16 protein-coding genes are annotated in these 16,256 nt (G+C 69.2%); 1 reads left to right on the top strand and 15 read right to left on the bottom strand.

Annotated features, from left to right (window positions below; all coding sequences use genetic code 11):
• Positions 1–65: 65 nt before the first annotated feature.
• The 13 genes from metK to pyrR form a co-directional block, all read right to left on the bottom strand.
• Positions 66–1,274, bottom strand: a complete 1,209-nt coding sequence (metK, locus tag J7E96_RS35180; RefSeq protein WP_215137708.1) for a methionine adenosyltransferase — start codon at positions 1,272–1,274, stop codon at positions 66–68.
• A gap of 241 nt (positions 1,275–1,515) precedes the next feature.
• Positions 1,516–2,721 (bottom strand): bifunctional phosphopantothenoylcysteine decarboxylase/phosphopantothenate--cysteine ligase CoaBC, encoded by a 1,206-nt coding sequence (gene coaBC, locus J7E96_RS35175; RefSeq protein WP_215137706.1) that lies wholly within the window; start codon positions 2,719–2,721, stop codon positions 1,516–1,518.
• Positions 2,722–2,823: 102 nt separating this feature from the next.
• The gene (rpoZ, locus tag J7E96_RS35170) at positions 2,824–3,096 is read right to left on the bottom strand and encodes a DNA-directed RNA polymerase subunit omega (protein ID WP_028814064.1); all 273 of its coding nucleotides are present in this window, start codon (positions 3,094–3,096) and stop codon (positions 2,824–2,826) included.
• Between the two features lie 28 nt (positions 3,097–3,124).
• Positions 3,125–3,718, bottom strand: a complete 594-nt coding sequence (gmk, locus tag J7E96_RS35165; RefSeq protein WP_215137703.1) for a guanylate kinase — start codon at positions 3,716–3,718, stop codon at positions 3,125–3,127.
• A gap of 39 nt (positions 3,719–3,757) precedes the next feature.
• Positions 3,758–4,081, bottom strand: a complete 324-nt coding sequence (locus J7E96_RS35160) for an integration host factor (RefSeq protein ID WP_028814066.1) — start codon at positions 4,079–4,081, stop codon at positions 3,758–3,760.
• 259 nt (positions 4,082–4,340) lie between these two features.
• The gene (gene pyrF / locus J7E96_RS35155; RefSeq protein ID WP_215137701.1) at positions 4,341–5,180 is read right to left on the bottom strand and encodes an orotidine-5'-phosphate decarboxylase; all 840 of its coding nucleotides are present in this window, start codon (positions 5,178–5,180) and stop codon (positions 4,341–4,343) included.
• Positions 5,177–6,286 carry a quinone-dependent dihydroorotate dehydrogenase gene (locus J7E96_RS35150; RefSeq protein ID WP_215137699.1) on the bottom strand — a complete coding sequence of 370 codons (1,110 nt, stop codon included), beginning with the start codon at positions 6,284–6,286 and terminating at the stop codon, positions 5,177–5,179. Before J7E96_RS35150 ends, pyrF begins: the two co-directional genes overlap by 4 nt.
• Positions 6,287–6,373: 87 nt before the next feature.
• Positions 6,374–9,685: a carbamoyl-phosphate synthase large subunit gene (gene carB / locus J7E96_RS35145; protein WP_215137697.1), complete on the bottom strand. Its 3,312-nt coding sequence runs from the start codon at positions 9,683–9,685 to the stop codon at positions 6,374–6,376.
• Entirely contained in the window at positions 9,678–10,814 is a 1,137-nt protein-coding gene (carA, locus tag J7E96_RS35140; protein WP_215137695.1) for a glutamine-hydrolyzing carbamoyl-phosphate synthase small subunit, read from the bottom strand. Before carA ends, carB begins: the two co-directional genes overlap by 8 nt.
• On the bottom strand, positions 10,811–11,392 hold the full coding sequence (locus J7E96_RS35135) for a hypothetical protein (RefSeq protein ID WP_215137693.1): 582 nt from the start codon (positions 11,390–11,392) through the stop codon (positions 10,811–10,813). The genes carA and J7E96_RS35135 overlap by 4 nt, the downstream gene beginning before the upstream one ends.
• Complete coding sequence (locus J7E96_RS35130; protein ID WP_215137692.1) at positions 11,389–12,684, bottom strand: dihydroorotase; 1,296 nt, start codon at positions 12,682–12,684, stop codon at positions 11,389–11,391. Before J7E96_RS35130 ends, J7E96_RS35135 begins: the two co-directional genes overlap by 4 nt.
• Positions 12,685–12,686: 2 nt before the next feature.
• Positions 12,687–13,679 (bottom strand): aspartate carbamoyltransferase catalytic subunit, encoded by a 993-nt coding sequence (locus J7E96_RS35125; protein ID WP_215137690.1) that lies wholly within the window; start codon positions 13,677–13,679, stop codon positions 12,687–12,689.
• A gap of 99 nt (positions 13,680–13,778) precedes the next feature.
• The gene (pyrR, locus tag J7E96_RS35120) at positions 13,779–14,354 is read right to left on the bottom strand and encodes a bifunctional pyr operon transcriptional regulator/uracil phosphoribosyltransferase PyrR (RefSeq protein ID WP_215137688.1); all 576 of its coding nucleotides are present in this window, start codon (positions 14,352–14,354) and stop codon (positions 13,779–13,781) included.
• 230 nt (positions 14,355–14,584) lie between these two features.
• On the opposite strand from pyrR, the gene bldD reads away from it, so the two are divergent.
• Entirely contained in the window at positions 14,585–15,085 is a 501-nt protein-coding gene (gene bldD / locus J7E96_RS35115; RefSeq protein WP_093801867.1) for a transcriptional regulator BldD, read from the top strand.
• A 173-nt stretch (positions 15,086–15,258) separates the two neighbouring features.
• On the opposite strand, the gene nusB is transcribed toward bldD, so the two are convergent.
• Both nusB and efp read right to left on the bottom strand, forming a co-directional pair.
• A complete protein-coding gene (gene nusB / locus J7E96_RS35110; RefSeq protein ID WP_215137686.1) occupies positions 15,259–15,687 on the bottom strand; it encodes a transcription antitermination factor NusB in 429 nt (142 codons plus the stop codon).
• Positions 15,688–15,689: 2 nt separating this feature from the next.
• On the bottom strand, positions 15,690–16,256 hold the full coding sequence (efp, locus tag J7E96_RS35105) for an elongation factor P (RefSeq protein ID WP_214976693.1): 567 nt from the start codon (positions 16,254–16,256) through the stop codon (positions 15,690–15,692).

The raw sequence follows: 16,256 nt of genomic DNA, 5'->3' as shown, positions 1-16,256 counted from the left end.
CGAATAAACCAACAGCGTCCGATACGGTCCGGGGCCTTCGCGGCCGAGCAGTGCGCCAGTACTGGTTAGAGGCCCGCCGCCGCGCGCAGCGCGTCCACGCGGTCCGTGCGCTCCCACGTGAAGTCGGGAAGCTCGCGCCCGAAGTGGCCGTACGCCGCGGTCTGGGCGTAGATCGGGCGGAGCAGGTCGAGGTCGCGGATGATCGCGGCCGGGCGGAGGTCGAAGACCTCGGCGATGGCGTTCTCGATCTTCTCGCTGTCCAGCGTGGCCGTGCCGAACGTCTCCACGAAGAGACCCACCGGCTCGGCCTTGCCGATCGCGTACGCGACCTGGACCTCGCAGCGCGCGGCGAGGCCCGCGGCCACGACGTTCTTGGCGACCCAGCGCATCGCGTACGCGGCCGAGCGGTCGACCTTGGACGGGTCCTTGCCGGAGAAGGCGCCGCCGCCGTGGCGGGCCATGCCGCCGTACGTGTCGATGATGATCTTGCGGCCGGTGAGGCCGGCGTCGCCCATCGGGCCACCGATCTCGAAGCGCCCGGTCGGGTTGACCAGCAGGCGGTAGCCCTCGGTGTCCAGCTTGATGCCGTCTTCGAGAAGCCCGCTCAGGACGTGCTCGACGACGAACTCGCGGATGTCGGGAGCGAGCAGCGAGTCCAGGTCGATGTCGGAGGCGTGCTGCGAGGAGACGACGACCGTGTCGAGGCGGACGGCCTTGTCGCCGTCGTACTCGATGGTGACCTGGGTCTTGCCGTCGGGACGCAGGTACGGGATCGTCCCGTTCTTGCGGACCTCGGACAGCCGGCGCGAGAGCCGGTGCGCCAGGTGGATCGGCAGCGGCATCAGCTCGGGCGTCTCGTCGCACGCGTATCCGAACATCAGGCCCTGGTCGCCCGCACCCTGCTTGTCGAGCTCGTCCTCATCGCCTTCGACGCGCGTCTCGTACGCCGTGTCGACACCCTGGGCGATGTCGGGAGACTGCGCGCCGATGGACACCGACACGCCGCAGGAGGCGCCGTCGAAGCCCTTCTTCGAGGAGTCGTACCCGATGTCGAGGATCTTGTTGCGTACGAGCGTGGGAATGTCTGCGTAAGCCTTGGTGGTCACCTCGCCGGCGACGTGCACCAGGCCAGTGGTGATCAAGGTCTCCACGGCGACCCGGGAAGCCGGGTCCTCCCGCAGGAGCGCGTCGAGGATCGTGTCGCTGATCTGGTCAGCGATCTTGTCGGGGTGGCCCTCGGTCACGGACTCCGAGGTGAACAGGCGGCGGGACACATCGCTCCCTGGGGTTGCAGCGGCTGCTGGCTGAGCATTGATGGAACGGACCGGGAGCTGCGCCCGGCGTCGGTCCGGGACCAGTTTATCGGTCGCTTCCGGTCGGCGGACCATGTGTCTCGCTTCTTGGAGGCCCTGTGACCAGCGGCACTGCATTGTGCGGGACGACCATCACACTTCACCAGAGCACGATACGCCGGATTCGCGACGGTTTATGGCTTCCGGCGCAGCGAACCAAGAATTAACCGAGCCGACGTGTCACGAGGTCCCAGACCGTGTCGGCCAGCGCCTCCTTGGGTCCGTACGGCACCGGAGTCTCGCCCCCGTCGGCGTCGAGCACGACGGCTTCGCTCTCCTCCGAGCCGAACGTCTTGCGCTCCCCCACCTCATTGACGACCAGCAGGTCACAGCCCTTGCGGCGCAGCTTGTCCCGGCCATTGGCGAGCACGTTGTCGGTCTCGGCGGCGAAGCCGACGACCACCTGACCGGGCCGTCCGCGCCGCTCGGCCGAGAGCTCCGCGAGGATGTCCGGGTTACGGACCAGCTCGACCGCGGCGGGCTCCTGGCCGTCCTTCTTCTTGATCTTTCCCTCGGCGTACACCGCAGGGCGGAAATCGGCCACGGCCGCCGCCATCACGACCACGTCCGCGTCCGCCGCCGCCTTGAGCACGGCCTCGCGCAGCTGCACGGCCGTCCCGGCGCGCACCACATCGGCGCCCGCCGGGTCCGGCAGACCGGTGTTGGCCTCGACGAGCGTGACCCTGGCTCCACGGGCGACGGCGGTACGGGCGAGGGCGTATCCCTGCTTGCCGGAGGAACGATTCCCCAGGTAGCGGACCGGATCCAGCGGCTCTCGCGTGCCGCCCGCACTGATCACTACGTGCCGGCCGGCGAGGTCGGGCCCGGCCACACCGCGCGCGAGCACCCGGCGGCAGATCTCGAAGATCTCGTCGGGGTCGGGCAGCCGGCCCTTGCCCGTGTCCACTCCGGTCAGCCGGCCCACCGCCGGCTCGACGACGACCGCGCCGCGGCGGCGCAGCGTCGCGACGTTCTCCTGGGTGGCCGGGTGCTCCCACATCTCGGTGTGCATGGCGGGAGCGAAGATCACCGGACACCGCGCGGTGAGCAGCGTGTTCGTGAGGAGGTCGTCGGCCAGCCCGTGCGCCGCCTTGGCCAGCATGTCCGCGGTGGCGGGGGCCACCACGACCAGGTCTGCGGCCTGCCCGATCCGTACGTGCGGAACCTCGTGGACGGCGTCCCAGACCTCCGCCGAGACAGGGTTGCCGGAGAGCGCCGACCAGGTGGCGGCGCCGACGAAGTGGAGCGACGCCTCGGTCGGCACGACCCGCACATCATGGCCGGATTCCGTCAGCCGGCGCAGCAGCTCGCACGCCTTGTACGCGGCGATGCCCCCGCTGACTCCCAGCACGACCTTCGGCTTGTCCACTGCGTCTCCCCGCTCGTCCGGCTGTCTACGTCCCTATGACACACCACAGGCCCGGCAGTCTCACTGCCGGGCCTGTGGTGAAAAAGATTTCCTGCGTGCTGACTACTGCGCCGGACCCTCAATGGCCTCGGAGGTCAGCAGACCCGCGTTGATCTCGCGCAGGGCGATCGAGAGCGGCTTCTCGTGGACGTGGGTGTCCACCAGCGGACCGACGTACTCGAGCAGACCCTCACCGAGCTGCGAGTAGTACGCGTTGATCTGACGCGCGCGCTTCGCCGCGTAGATCACGAGGCTGTACTTCGAGTCAGTAGCCTCGAGCAGCTCGTCGATCGGCGGGTTGATGATGCCCTCGGGCGTGGAAATGGAAGAGGACACGCTCTACCTTCCGATAAGTGAACAGAGATCAAGCAACTTCCATCAAGGCTAGCAGCTCGCGCGCTACGTCCTCGACGGAGGTGTTGACCAGGGTGGTGTCGAACTCCGCCTCCGCGGCGAGTTCGATCTTTGCGGCCTCCAGACGGCGCTCGATGACATCGGGCGCCTCCGTGCCGCGGCCGGTCAGCCTGCGGACCAGCTCGTCCCAGCTGGGCGGGGCCAGGAAGACCAATTGAGCCTCGGGCATCGATTCACGGACCAGCCGTGCGCCCTGGAGATCGATCTCCAGGAGCACGGGCTCGCCCGCTTCGAGCCGCTCGCAAACGGCACGTCGGGGCGTGCCATAACGATTGCCGGCGAACTCGGCCCATTCCAGCAGCTCACCATTGGCGATGAGCTTGTCGAATTCGTCGTCGCTGACGAAAAAGTACTGGATGCCGTGGCGCTCGCCGGGTCGCGGCTTGCGTGTGGTGGCCGACACCGAGAGCCATACCTCGGGGTGGACCTTGCGCATATGGGCGACGACCGTGCTCTTGCCGACGCCCGAAGGGCCGGAGAGCACGGTCAGCCGCGGACGTACGTCCGGGGGTACGGGGGTCGTCCCCCGGGATGTTGCAGCCATGGATGCGATTATCCAGGTTCTCGGGGGTGCCCGAGAACGTCAGGCAGCTCCGCCGCCGAACTCGCGCTCCAAAGAGGCGATCTGGTTGGAGCCGAGACCGCGCACACGACGGCTCTCGGAGATCCCGAGCCGCTCCATGATCTGCTTGGCGCGGACCTTGCCCACGCCCGGCAGAGATTCGAGAAGGGCGGAGACCTTCATCTTGCCGACGACGTCATTCTCCTGTCCCTGCTTGATGACCTCGTGGAGAGAGGCGCCGGAGTGCTTGAGTCGATTCTTGACCTCGGCCCGCTCCCGGCGAGCCGCGGCGGCCTTTTCGAGCGCGGCTGCGCGCTGTTCAGGGGTAAGGGGCGGAAGAGCCACGCCTACGTCACCTCGGATGTCGAACTGTCGGATACGGACCGGTGAGGAACCTAGTGCCCCACACCAGGGCGAGCAACGAACAGCCAGCTGCGAAACAACGAGCTGCGCGTTTGCTCTCGACGGAGACTAGCGGCCATGGCCGCTCCAGTCAGCGAGAAGCGGCGAAAAGTCCTGGTCAGCCTCTGTCGACTAAGGCATATCAGACATAACACCCTGGTTTTCGGTCAGGATTCCGTCAACATGAATCGCTGACACCCCGTTACGCGCCCGAGACGGCCGCCCTGACCTCGTCGGCGAAGCGAGAAGCGGACTCTCGCAGTCCGGCAATATCGGGCCCGAAGCGCAGTACGCCGCGGCTCACACTCGGTACGACGTTGCCGACAGACGAGCCGAATACGCCCGGAAGGTCCGCCGGCGTCGCGCCCTGTGCTCCGATGCCCGGAGCGAGCAGCGGACCGTTGATCGCGAGATCGGCCCCCGCGTCGCCGAGCGTCGCGCCGACCACCGCGCCGACCGACCCGAGCGGCTCGGCGCCCTCGTTCTCGGCCGCCATGTGGTCGAGCATCAGCTGCGCGAGCGACCGTCCGTCGGCGGCGGTGGCCCGCTGGACCTCGGCGCCCTCCGGGTTCGACGTAAGCGCGAGTACGAACACGCCGCAGCCGTTGAGCACGGCCTCGTCCAGCGCCGGGCGCAGCGAGCCGAAGCCGAGGTACGGCGAGACGGTCACCGCGTCCGAGAAGAGCGGCGAGCCCTGGTGGAGGTAGGTCTCGGCGTACGCGCCCATCGTGGAGCCGATGTCGCCGCGCTTGGCGTCCATGAGCACCAGCGCGCCCGCCGCCCTGGCCTCCTCGACGGCCTTCTCCAGTACGGCGACGCCGCGCGAGCCGAAGCGCTCGAAGAAAGCCGACTGCGGCTTCAGTACGGCGACCCGGTCGGCCAGCGCCTCGACGACCGTGCGGGTGAAGGTCTCCAGGCCCTTGACGTCGTCGTTCAGGCCCCAGGAGCTCAGCAGCGAGGCGTGCGGGTCGATGCCGACGCAGAGCGGGCCGCGGGCGTCCATCGAGCGGCGCAGGCGGGCACCGAAGGGTTCGAGCGTCACTGGGACACCTTCCTGGTCTCGGCGCCGACGGCGTCGGCGAGCGTGGCGTACGGGCTGTTCTCGAGACGCTCGGCGAGGCCCTGGTGGATCGCGCGGGCCCAGCACGGGCCCTCGTAGATGAAGGCGCTGTAGCCCTGTACGAGCGTGGCGCCCGCCAGGATGCGCTGCCAGGCGTCGTCGGCGTTCTCGATGCCCCCAACCCCGACGAGGGTGATCCGGTCCCCCACGCGGGCGTACAGGCGGCGCAGGACCTCCAGGGAGCGCGCCTTGAGGGGCGCTCCGGACAGCCCGCCGGTCTCCTTGACGAGTGCGGGGTCGGACTTCAGGCCGAGGCCCTCGCGGGCGATGGTCGTGTTGGTGGCGATGATGCCGTCAAGGCCGAGCTCCAGGGCCAGGTCGGCGACGGCGTCGACGTCCTCGTCGGCCAGGTCGGGCGCGATCTTGACGAGGAGCGGGACGCGGCGGCCGGTGACCGTACGGTCGGCCGCCTCGCGCACCGCCGTCAGCAGCGGGCGCAGCGACTCGGTGGCCTGGAGGTTGCGCAGTCCGGGGGTGTTCGGGGAGGAGACGTTGACGACCAGGTAGTCGGCGTGGGCGGCGAGGCGCTCGGTGGAGGTGACGTAGTCGGCGACGGCCTCCTCCTCCGGCACGACCTTGGTCTTGCCGATGTTGACGCCGACGACGGTCTTGAAGACGGGGTTACGGGCCGCCAGGCGGGCCGCCACGGCCTCGGAGCCCTCGTTGTTGAAGCCCATGCGGTTGATGAGCGCGCGGTCCTTCACGAGGCGGAAGAGGCGCTTCTTGGGGTTGCCGGGCTGCGGCTGGGCGGTGACCGTACCGATCTCGATGTGGTCGAAGCCGAGCATCGACATGCCGTCGACGGCGACGGCGTTCTTGTCGAAGCCGGCGGCGAGGCCGAACGGGCCGTGCATGCGCAGGCCGAGCGCCTCGGTGCGCAGCGAGGCGTAGCGGGGCGCGAGGACGGCGGCGACGAAGGTGCGCAGGACCGGGACGCGGGCGGCAAGACGGATCCAGCGGAAGGCCAGGTAGTGGGCCTGCTCGGGGTCCATGCGCTTGAAGACGACGTTGAAGAAGAGTTTGTACATGGGCTGGGTGCTTTCCTCAGGAGGCTCGGGCGTCGGGCTGGGCTCATGAAGAGGGGGACACCGCGACCGGTGTCCCCCTCTGGGCCGCTAGACCTCGCGGGCCGCTGTGAGCTGTTGTGCGTGTTCCTGAAGGGAACGGACCCCGACATCGCCGTGGGTGAGGGCGTCGATGCCCTGGACGGCGGCCGCGAGGGCCTGGACCGTCGTGAGGCACGGGACGCCGCGCGCCACGGCGGCCGTACGGATCTCGTAGCCGTCGAGGCGGCCGCCGGTGCCGTACGGCGTGTTGACGATGAGGTCGACCTCGCCGTCGTGGATGAGCTGGACGATGGTCCGCTCGCCCTGCGGGCCCGGGCCCTCGCTCTGCTTGCGTACGACGGTGGCGTTGATGCCGTTGCGCTTGAGCACCTCGGCCGTACCGGAGGTGGCCATCAGCTCGAAGCCGTGGGCGACCAGTTCGCGCGCCGGGAAGATCATCGTGCGCTTGTCGCGGTTGGCGACCGAGATGAACGCGCGGCCCTTCGTCGGCAGCGGACCGTACGCCCCGGCCTGCGACTTGGCGTAAGCCGTGCCGAAGACCGAGTCGATGCCCATGACCTCACCGGTGGAGCGCATCTCCGGGCCGAGGACGGTGTCCACGCCGCGGCCCTGGATGTCGCGGAAGCGGCTCCACGGCATCACGGCCTCCTTGACGGAGATCGGCGCGTCGAGCGGCAGCGTGCCGCCGTCGCCGGTCTTCGGCAGCATGCCCTCGGCGCGCAGCTCCGCGATGGTGGCGCCCAGCGAGATGCGGGCGGCGGCCTTCGCGAGGGGCACCGCGGTCGCCTTCGAGGTGAAGGGGACGGTGCGCGAGGCGCGCGGGTTGGCTTCGAGGACGTACAGGATGTCCCCGGCCATCGCGAACTGGATGTTGATCAGTCCGCGTACGCCGACGCCCTTGGCGATGGCCTCGGTCGAGATCCGCAGCCGCTTGATGTCGAAGCCGCCGAGGGTGATCGGGGGCAGCGCACAGGCGGAGTCGCCGGAGTGGATGCCGGCTTCCTCGATGTGCTCCATGACGCCGCCGAGGTAGAGCTCGGTGCCGTCGTAGAGCGCGTCGACGTCGATCTCGATCGCGTCGTCGAGGAAGCGGTCGACCAGGACCGGCCGGGTGGGGCTGATCTCGGTGGACTCGGCGATGTACGAGGACAGGCGCGTCTCGTCGTACACGATCTCCATGCCGCGTCCGCCGAGCACGTACGACGGGCGTACGAGGACCGGGTAGCCGATCTCGTCGGCGATGGCCTTGGCCTCGTCGAAGGTCGTCGCGGTGCCGTGCTTGGGGGCGGGCAGGCCGGCCTCGGCGAGCACGCGGCCGAAGGCGCCGCGGTCCTCGGCGGCGTGGATGGCCTCCGGCGGGGTGCCGACGACCGGGACGCCGTTGTCCTTGAGCGCCTGGGCGAGGCCCAGCGGGGTCTGGCCGCCGAGCTGGACGATGACGCCGGCGATCGGGCCGGCGAGGGTCTCCGCGTGGACGATCTCCAGCACGTCTTCGAGCGTCAGCGGCTCGAAGTACAGGCGGTCGGAGGTGTCGTAGTCGGTGGAGACGGTCTCCGGGTTGCAGTTGACCATCACGGTCTCGTAGCCGGCGTCGCTGAGCGCGAAGGAGGCGTGGACGCAGGAGTAGTCGAACTCGATGCCCTGGCCGATGCGGTTCGGGCCCGAGCCGAGGATGATCACTGCGGGCTTCTCGCGGGGCGCGACCTCGCTCTCCTCGTCGTACGAGGAGTAGAAGTACGGGGTCTTCGCGGCGAACTCGGCGGCGCAGGTGTCGACCGTCTTGTAGACCGGGCGGACGCCGAGCGCGTGCCTGACCTCGCGTACGACGTCCTCGCGCAGCCCGCGGATCTCGGCGATCTGGACGTCGGAGAAGCCGTGGCGCTTTGCTTCCGCAAGCAGGTCGGGGTCGAGCTTGTCTGCGGCGGCGAGGTCGTCCGCGTGCTCCTTGATGAGGAACATCTGGTCGACGAACCACGGGTCGATCTTCGTGGCGTCGAAGATCTCCCCGGGGGTGGCGCCGGCCCGGATGGCCTGCATGACGGTGTTGATACGCCCGTCGGTGGGGACCTTGGCGAGCTCCAGGAGCTCGGCCTTGTCGCCCGGCTCACCGGTGAAGGCGAACTGCGAGCCCTTCTTCTCCAGCGACCGCAGCGCCTTCTGCAGCGCCTCGGTGAAGTTGCGGCCGATCGCCATGGCCTCGCCCACCGACTTCATGGTGGTGGTGAGGGTGGCGTCGGCGAGCGGGAACTTCTCGAAGGCGAAGCGCGGGACCTTGACGACGACGTAGTCGAGCGTGGGCTCGAAGGACGCCGGGGTCTTCTCGGTGATGTCGTTCGGGATCTCGTCCAGCGTGTAGCCGACGGCGAGACGGGCCGCGATCTTCGCGATCGGGAAGCCGGTGGCCTTGGAAGCCAGCGCGGACGAACGCGACACGCGCGGGTTCATCTCGATGACGATGATGCGGCCGTCGTCGGGGTTGATCGCGAACTGGATGTTGCAGCCGCCGGTGTCGACGCCGACCTCGCGGATGATCGCGATACCGACGTCACGCAGCCGCTGGTACTCGCGGTCGGTCAGCGTCATCGCCGGGGCGACGGTGATCGAGTCGCCGGTGTGCACGCCCATCGGGTCGAAGTTCTCGATGGAGCAGACGACCACGACGTTGTCGTTCTTGTCGCGCATCAGCTCCAGCTCGTACTCCTTCCAGCCGAGGATGGACTCCTCCAGGAGCACCTCGGTGGTCGGCGAGAGGGTGAGGCCCTGTCCGGCGATGCGGCGCAGCTCGTCCTCGTTGTGCGCGAAGCCGGAGCCGGCGCCGCCCATGGTGAAGGAGGGGCGTACGACGACGGGGTAGCCGCCGAGCGTGTCGACACCCGCGATGACGTCGTCCATGGAGTGGCAGATGACCGAGCGGGCGGACTCGCCGTAACCGATCTTGGCCTTGACGGCCGCCACGACGCCCTTGAAGAGGTCGCGGTCCTCGCCCTTGTTGATGGCCTCGACGTTGGCTCCGATGAGCTCGACGCCGTACTTCTCCAGCACACCCTGCTCGTGCATGGAGATCGCGGTGTTGAGCGCGGTCTGGCCGCCGAGGGTCGGCAGCAGCGCGTCGGGGCGCTCCTTCGCGATGATCTTCTCGACGAACTCCGGCGTGATCGGCTCCACGTACGTCGCGTCGGCGATCTCCGGGTCGGTCATGATCGTCGCCGGGTTGGAGTTGACCAGGATGACGCGCAGGCCCTCGGCCTTGAGGACGCGGCAGGCCTGCGTGCCGGAGTAGTCGAACTCCGCGGCCTGGCCGATGACGATCGGACCGGAGCCGATGACCAGGACGGACTGGATATCGGTGCGCTTAGGCACGCTGGCCCTCCATGAGCTGTACGAAGCGGTCGAACAGGTACGCGGCGTCGTGCGGGCCCGCTGCTGCCTCGGGGTGGTACTGGACGCTGAAGGCCGGCTGGTCGAGCAGCTGGAGGCCCTCCACCACGTCGTCGTTCAGGCAGACGTGGGAAACCTCGGCGCGCCCGTACGGGGTCTCGGAGACCTTGTCGAGCGGGGCGTCGACGGCGAAGCCGTGGTTGTGCGCGGTGACCTCGACCTTGCCGGTCGTGCGGTCCTGCACGGGCTGGTTGATGCCGCGGTGGCCGTACTTCAGCTTGTACGTGCCGAAGCCGAGCGCGCGGCCCAGGATCTGGTTGCCGAAGCAGATGCCGAAGAGCGGCGTCTTGCGCTCCAGGACAGCCTTGATGACGGTGAGGTCGACCGTGGACGGGTCGCCGGGGCCGTTGGAGAGGAACACCCCGTCGGGAGCGACGGCGTACACCTCTTCGGCCGTGGCGGTGGCCGGCAGGACGTGGACCTCTATGCCGCGCTCGGCCATCAGGTGCGGGGTCATGCCCTTGATGCCGAGGTCGATCGCGGCGACGGTGAACTTCTTCTCACCGATCGCGGGGACGACGTACGGCTGGTCCGTGGAGACCTCGGCGGCGAGCGAGGCGCCCACCATCTGCGGGGCCTCCTGCACGCGGGCGAGCAGCGTCTCCTCGTCGGCCAGTGCCTCGCCGGAGAAGATGCCGACGCGCATCGCGCCGCGCTCGCGCAGGTGGCGGGTCAGCGCGCGGGTGTCGATGCCGCTGATGCCCACGACGCCCTGCGCGACGAGCTGGTCGTCGAGCGAGCGGCGGGAGCGCCAGTTCGAGGGGATGCGGGCGGGGTCGCGTACGACGTAACCGGCGACCCAGATCTTCGCCGACTCGTCGTCCTCGTCGTTCACGCCGGTGTTGCCGACGTGCGGGGCCGTCATGACGACGACCTGGCGGTGGTACGACGGGTCGGTGAGGGTTTCCTGGTATCCGGTCATGCCGGTGTTGAACACCGCCTCGCCGAAGGTCTCCCCCACGGCCCCGTAGGCACGGCCGCGGAAGCTGCGGCCGTCCTCCAGGACGAGTACGGCGGGAGCCTTGGCAGCTCCCCGGGTGGAGATCGTCATCGTGCGGTGCCTTCCGTAGAAATACTTGTCATCGAGTTGATCGCCTCGACCCAGGCCGTGTGCTCGGCCGCGCGGTCGGAGCGGAAGCCGGAGTCGATCTGCTTGTCGCCGTGCTGCCAGGTGACGACCAGCAGGCCGCCCTCGGCGAGGACTTTGCCCGCGATGCCCTTGTCGAGCCTGGCTTCGCGCAGCTGCCCGGCCGGTACGAAGAAGTCGGCCGCCCCGGGGCGTACGACCTCCAGGCCCGCGTCGGTGAGCGTCAGCTCGGCCCTGCTGCGTGTCCCCAGACCGTGGGCCACGATCCGGTCGAGCCACTGCCCGGCCGTCGTCGAGCCGTGGTAGCGGCCGCTCATGCTCAGCTTGGCCTCACCGGACGCCTCGGGCGCGGTGGGGAGCTCCGGTAGGTCCGACTGGAGGGTGGCGCGCCACTTCCAGCCCTGGCGCATCAGCCAGTACACGAGCGCGATGAAGAGCAGCAGCCCGACGACCCAGCCGATGCGGGCGGCCCAGTCGGTCACTTCGGCCGACTTCCGCTCCGCGGCGGCGGCCTCGGCGGCCAGATGGATGAAAGGTGTCACGCCAGATTCCCGTCGACGACCGTTGCGCGGCCCCGCAGCCAGGTGTGGGTGACGCGCCCCGGCAGCTCACGGCCCTCGTAGGGGGTGTTACGGCTGCGGGAGGCGAAGCCCGAGGGGTCCACCGCTCCAAGGTAAGCCGGATCGACCAGCGTGAGGTTCGCAGGCTCGCCTGCCGAGACGGGCCGGCCGTGTCCTTCGAGCCGGCCGATGGCCGCCGGGCGGAACGACATGCGGTCCGCGACGCCCGCCCAGTCCATGAGGCCGGTGTCGACCATCGTCTGCTGGACGACGGACAGGGCGGTCTCCAGACCGACCATGCCCATGGCCGCCGCCGCCCACTCGCAGTCCTTGTCCTCGTGCGGGTGCGGGGCGTGGTCGGTGGCGACGCAGTCGATGGTGCCGTCGGCCAGAGCCTCGCGCAGGGCCATGACGTCGGCCTCGGTCCTCAGCGGCGGGTTCACCTTGTAGACCGGGTTGTACGTACGGACCAGCTCGTCCGTGAGCAGGAGGTGGTGCGGGGTGACCTCGGCCGTGACGTTCCAGCCCTTGGACTTCGCCCAGCGGACGATCTCCACCGAGCCGGCGGTCGACAGGTGGCAGATGTGCACGCGGGAGCCGACGTGGGCGGCGAGCAGCACGTCGCGGGCGATGATCGACTCCTCCGCGACGGCCGGCCAGCCGCCGAGACCGAGCTCGGCGGAGACGATGCCCTCGTTCATCTGGGCGCCCTCGGTGAGGCGGGGTTCCTGGGCGTGCTGGGCGACGACGCCGTCGAAGGCCTTCACGTACTCCAGCGCGCGGCGCATGATCACCGCGTCGTCGACGCACTTGCCGTCGTCGGAGAAGACCTTCACCCCGGCGGCCGAGTCGTGCATGGCGCCCAGCTCGGCGAGCTTCTTGCCCTCCAGGCCGACGGTGACGGCGCCGACGGGCTGCACATCGCAGTAGCCGGACTCCCGGCCGAGGCGCCAGACCTGCTCGACGACGCCGGCGGTGTCCGCGACCGGGAAGGTGTTGGCCATGGCGTGTACGGCGGTGAAGCCGCCGACCGCGGCAGCCTTCGTACCCGTCAGGACGGTCTCGGAGTCCTCGCGGCCGGGCTCGCGCAGGTGGGTGTGCAGGTCGACGAGGCCGGGCAGCAGGACCTTGCCCTCGGCGTCCACGACGGTCGCGCCCTCGGCGCTGAGGCCCGTACCGACCGCCGCGATGGTCTCGCCGTCGATCAGGACGTCCTGCGGCTCGCCGCCCAGCACCTTCGCACCGCGGAGCAGAATCTTCGTCGTCTCACTCATGCTTACTTGTTCTCCTCGGTGCGTGCCTGGGTCGAGCTGGGGCTGATGGCGGACTCGTTGCCGCCCAGAAGCAGGTACAGGACGGCCATCCGGGTCGAGACGCCGTTGGCGACCTGCTCGACAGCCGTGCAGCGGTCGGAGTCCGCGACCTGCGCGGTGATCTCCATGCCGCGGTTCATCGGGCCGGGGTGCATCACGATGGCGTGCTCGGGCATCCGCGCCATCCGGTCGCCGTCCAGGCCGTAGCGCCGCGAGTACTCGCGCTCAGTCGGGAAGAAGGCGGCGTTCATCCGCTCGCGCTGCACCCGCAGCATCATCACCGCGTCCGACTTCGGCAGCACGCTGTCCAGGTCGTACGAGACCTCGCACGGCCACTGCTCGACGCCGATCGGCACCAGCGTCGGCGGCGCGACGAGCGTCACCTCGGCGCCGAGGGTGTGCAGCAGGAGGACGTTGGAGCGGGCGACGCGGCTGTGCAGTACGTCGCCGACGATCGTGATCCGGCGCCCTTCGAGGTCACGCCCGATCCCCGCGTCGGCGCCGACGAGCCTGCGGCGCATCGTGAACGCGTCGAGCAGCGCCTGGGTGGGGTGCTCGTGCGTACCGTCGCCCGCGTTGACGACGGCGCCGTCGATCCAGCCGGAGGTCGCGAGGCGGTAGGGCGCTCCGGAGGCGCCGTGCCGGATGACGACGGCGTCGGCGCCCATCGCCTCCAGGGTGAGCGCGGTGTCCTTGAGCGACTCGCCCTTGGAGACGGACGAGCCCTTCGCGGAGAAGTTGATGACATCGGCGGACAGGCGCTTGGCGGCGGCCTCGAAGGAGATGCGGGTGCGGGTCGAGTCCTCGAAGAAGAGGTTGACGACCGTACGTCCGCGCAGGGTCGGCAGCTTCTTGATCGGCCGGTCCGCGACGCGGGCCATCTCCTCGGCGGTGTCGAGGATCAGTACGGCGTCGTCGCGGGTGAGGTCGGCGGCCGAGATGAGGTGACGCTTCATCTGGTGCTCCGTGGTTCGTAAGGGCGCGTGTGTGGAGGCGGGCAGGAGGGCAGGCCGGTGCACGGTCCCGCCACTCCGGGTCCGTACGCGGGATTGCCGCTACTGCTCGCCGACCGGAGCGGTCTGCTGAAGCCCGAGCAGCACGGCGTCGCGGCCGTCCTCCTCGGAGAGCTGGACCTTGACCGTCTCCCGCAACGACGTGGGGAGGTTCCTGCCGACGTAGTCGGCGCGGATCGGCAGTTCCCGGTGGCCCCGGTCGACGAGGACCGCGAGCTGCACGGCGCGGGGGCGGCCGATGTCGCCCAGCGCGTCCAGCGCTGCCCGGATCGTACGGCCGGAGAAGAGCACGTCGTCGACGAGCACGACGAGCCGGTCCTCGATGCCGTCACCGGGGATCTCGGTACGGGCGAGGGCCCGCGCGGGACGCATGCGCAGGTCGTCGCGGTACATGGTGATGTCGAGGGAGCCGACCGGCATTTTGCGGCCGGTGATCTCTTCGAGCCTGGTGGCGAGCCGGCGGGCCAGGAAGACACCGCGGGTGGGGATGCCGAGGAGCACCACGTCGTCGGCACCCTTGGCGCGCTCGACGATCTCGTGGGCGATGCGGGTCAGTACCCGCTCGATGTCCGGGCCCTCGAGAACAGGGCGCGGGGCATCGGAATTAACCGTGTCCATTGGAAACGGACCTCCTTCTCCGCCTCACGGGACGGACCTTAAAGGACGTCGAATTGCGCCACCCACCGTACCAGCACTATTCGGCAACCCTTGCGAGACCCCCCGCGTAGGCGGTCTGGACCCATTCGGCTTGACGCACCCAAGTAACGCTGCGTAACCTCACAGTGAGTTACCAAGTGAGACCAGCCGCGCGGCGGAGCCGCACGTCGTCACAGCGTCCGGGGAGCCATATGTCCAGCGAATACGCAAAACAGCTCGGGGCCAAGCTCCGCGCCATCCGCACCCAGCAGGGCCTTTCCCTTCATGGTGTCGAAGAGAAGTCCCAGGGCCGCTGGAAGGCCGTAGTGGTCGGCTCGTACGAGCGCGGCGACCGTGCCGTGACCGTACAGCGCCTCGCCGAGCTGGCGGACTTCTACGGCGTCCCGGTCCAGGAGCTCCTGCCGGGCACCACGCCGGGGGGCGCCGCCGAGCCGCCGCCGAAGCTGCGCCTTGACCTGGAGCGCCTCGCTCACGTCCCGGCCGAGAAGGCGGGCCCGCTCCAGCGTTACGCCGCGACGATCCAGTCGCAGCGCGGCGACTACAACGGCAAGGTCCTGTCGATCCGTCAGGACGACCTGCGCACGCTGGCCGTCATCTACGACCAGTCGCCCTCGGTCCTGACCGAGCAGCTGATCAGCTGGGGTGTGCTCGACGCGGACGCGCGCCGTGCGGTCGCCCACGAGGACGCCTGAGTCCGAGCGGCGCAGCAGAAACGTAACGCCGGGGCCGGCGGAAGCTTTCGGGCTTCCGCCGGCCCCGGCGTTCTTCGTACATTGCCCGGCGGCTGAACGCAATGAAAGGGCCCGCAGCACGCTCGAAAGCGTGCTGCGGGCCCTTTCAGGCGTTTATAACCCGGCGGGGCTTTTTACTGGCGACGCAGACTCGGCTTGAGTTCCTTGAAACGGCCCAGGAGGCCGTTCACGAAGGACGGGGAGTCGTCGGTGGAGAACTCCTTGGCGATCTGCACCGCCTCGTCGATCACCACCGCGTCGGGCGTCTCGTCCATCCACACCAGCTCGTACGTGGCGAGTCGCAGGATGTTCCGGTCGACGACCGGCATCCGGTCGATCGCCCAGTCGACGGCGTACGTGGCGATGAGCTCCTCGATGCGGTCCGCGTACTGCGCGTACCCCTCGACAAGCTGCATCGTGTACTCGCTGACCGGCGGCTGACGCGTGTCGGTCCGGGCATGCCGCATCCAGTCCGCGAGGACCGTCTGCACGGACTCACTGCGCTGGTCGGCCTCGAAGAGGATCTGGAAGGCGCGCTTGCGCGCCGTATTCCGGGCAGCCACGGTTAGCTGTTCACCCGGCCGAGGTAGTCGCTCGTGCGGGTGTCGACCTTGATCTTCTCACCGGTGGTGATGAAGAGCGGGACCTGGATCTCGTGGCCGGTCTCCAGCGTGGCGGGCTTGGTGCCGCCGGTGGAGCGGTCGCCCTGGACGCCCGGGTCGGTGTGCTGGATGGTGAGCTCGACGGCGGCCGGGAGCTCGACGTAGAGCACCTCGCCCTCGTGCTGGGCGACGGAGGCGGTGAAGCCCTCGATCAGGAAGTTGGCGGCGTCGCCGACGGACTTCCGGTCGACCATCAGCTGGTCGTAGGTGTCCATGTCCATGAAGACGAAGTACTCGCCGTCCATGTACGAGAACTGCATGTCGCGCCGGTCGATGGTGGCCGTCTCGACCTTGACACCGGCGTTGAAGGTCTTGTCGACGACCTTGCCCGACAGCACGTTCTTGAGCTTGGTGCGCACGAAGGCAGGGCCCTTGCCGGGCTTGACGTGCTGGAACTCGACGACGGACCAGAGCTGGCCCCCGTCGAGCTTGAGCACCATGCCGTTCTTGAGGTCGTTCGTGGAAGCCAC

It is taken from the genome of Streptomyces sp. ISL-96 (assembly GCF_018614035.1).
In the GTDB taxonomy this organism is placed as follows: domain Bacteria; phylum Actinomycetota; class Actinomycetes; order Streptomycetales; family Streptomycetaceae; genus Streptomyces.
Note: the sequence above shows the minus strand (reverse complement) of the source record. Positions and strands in the feature narration are given on the sequence as shown.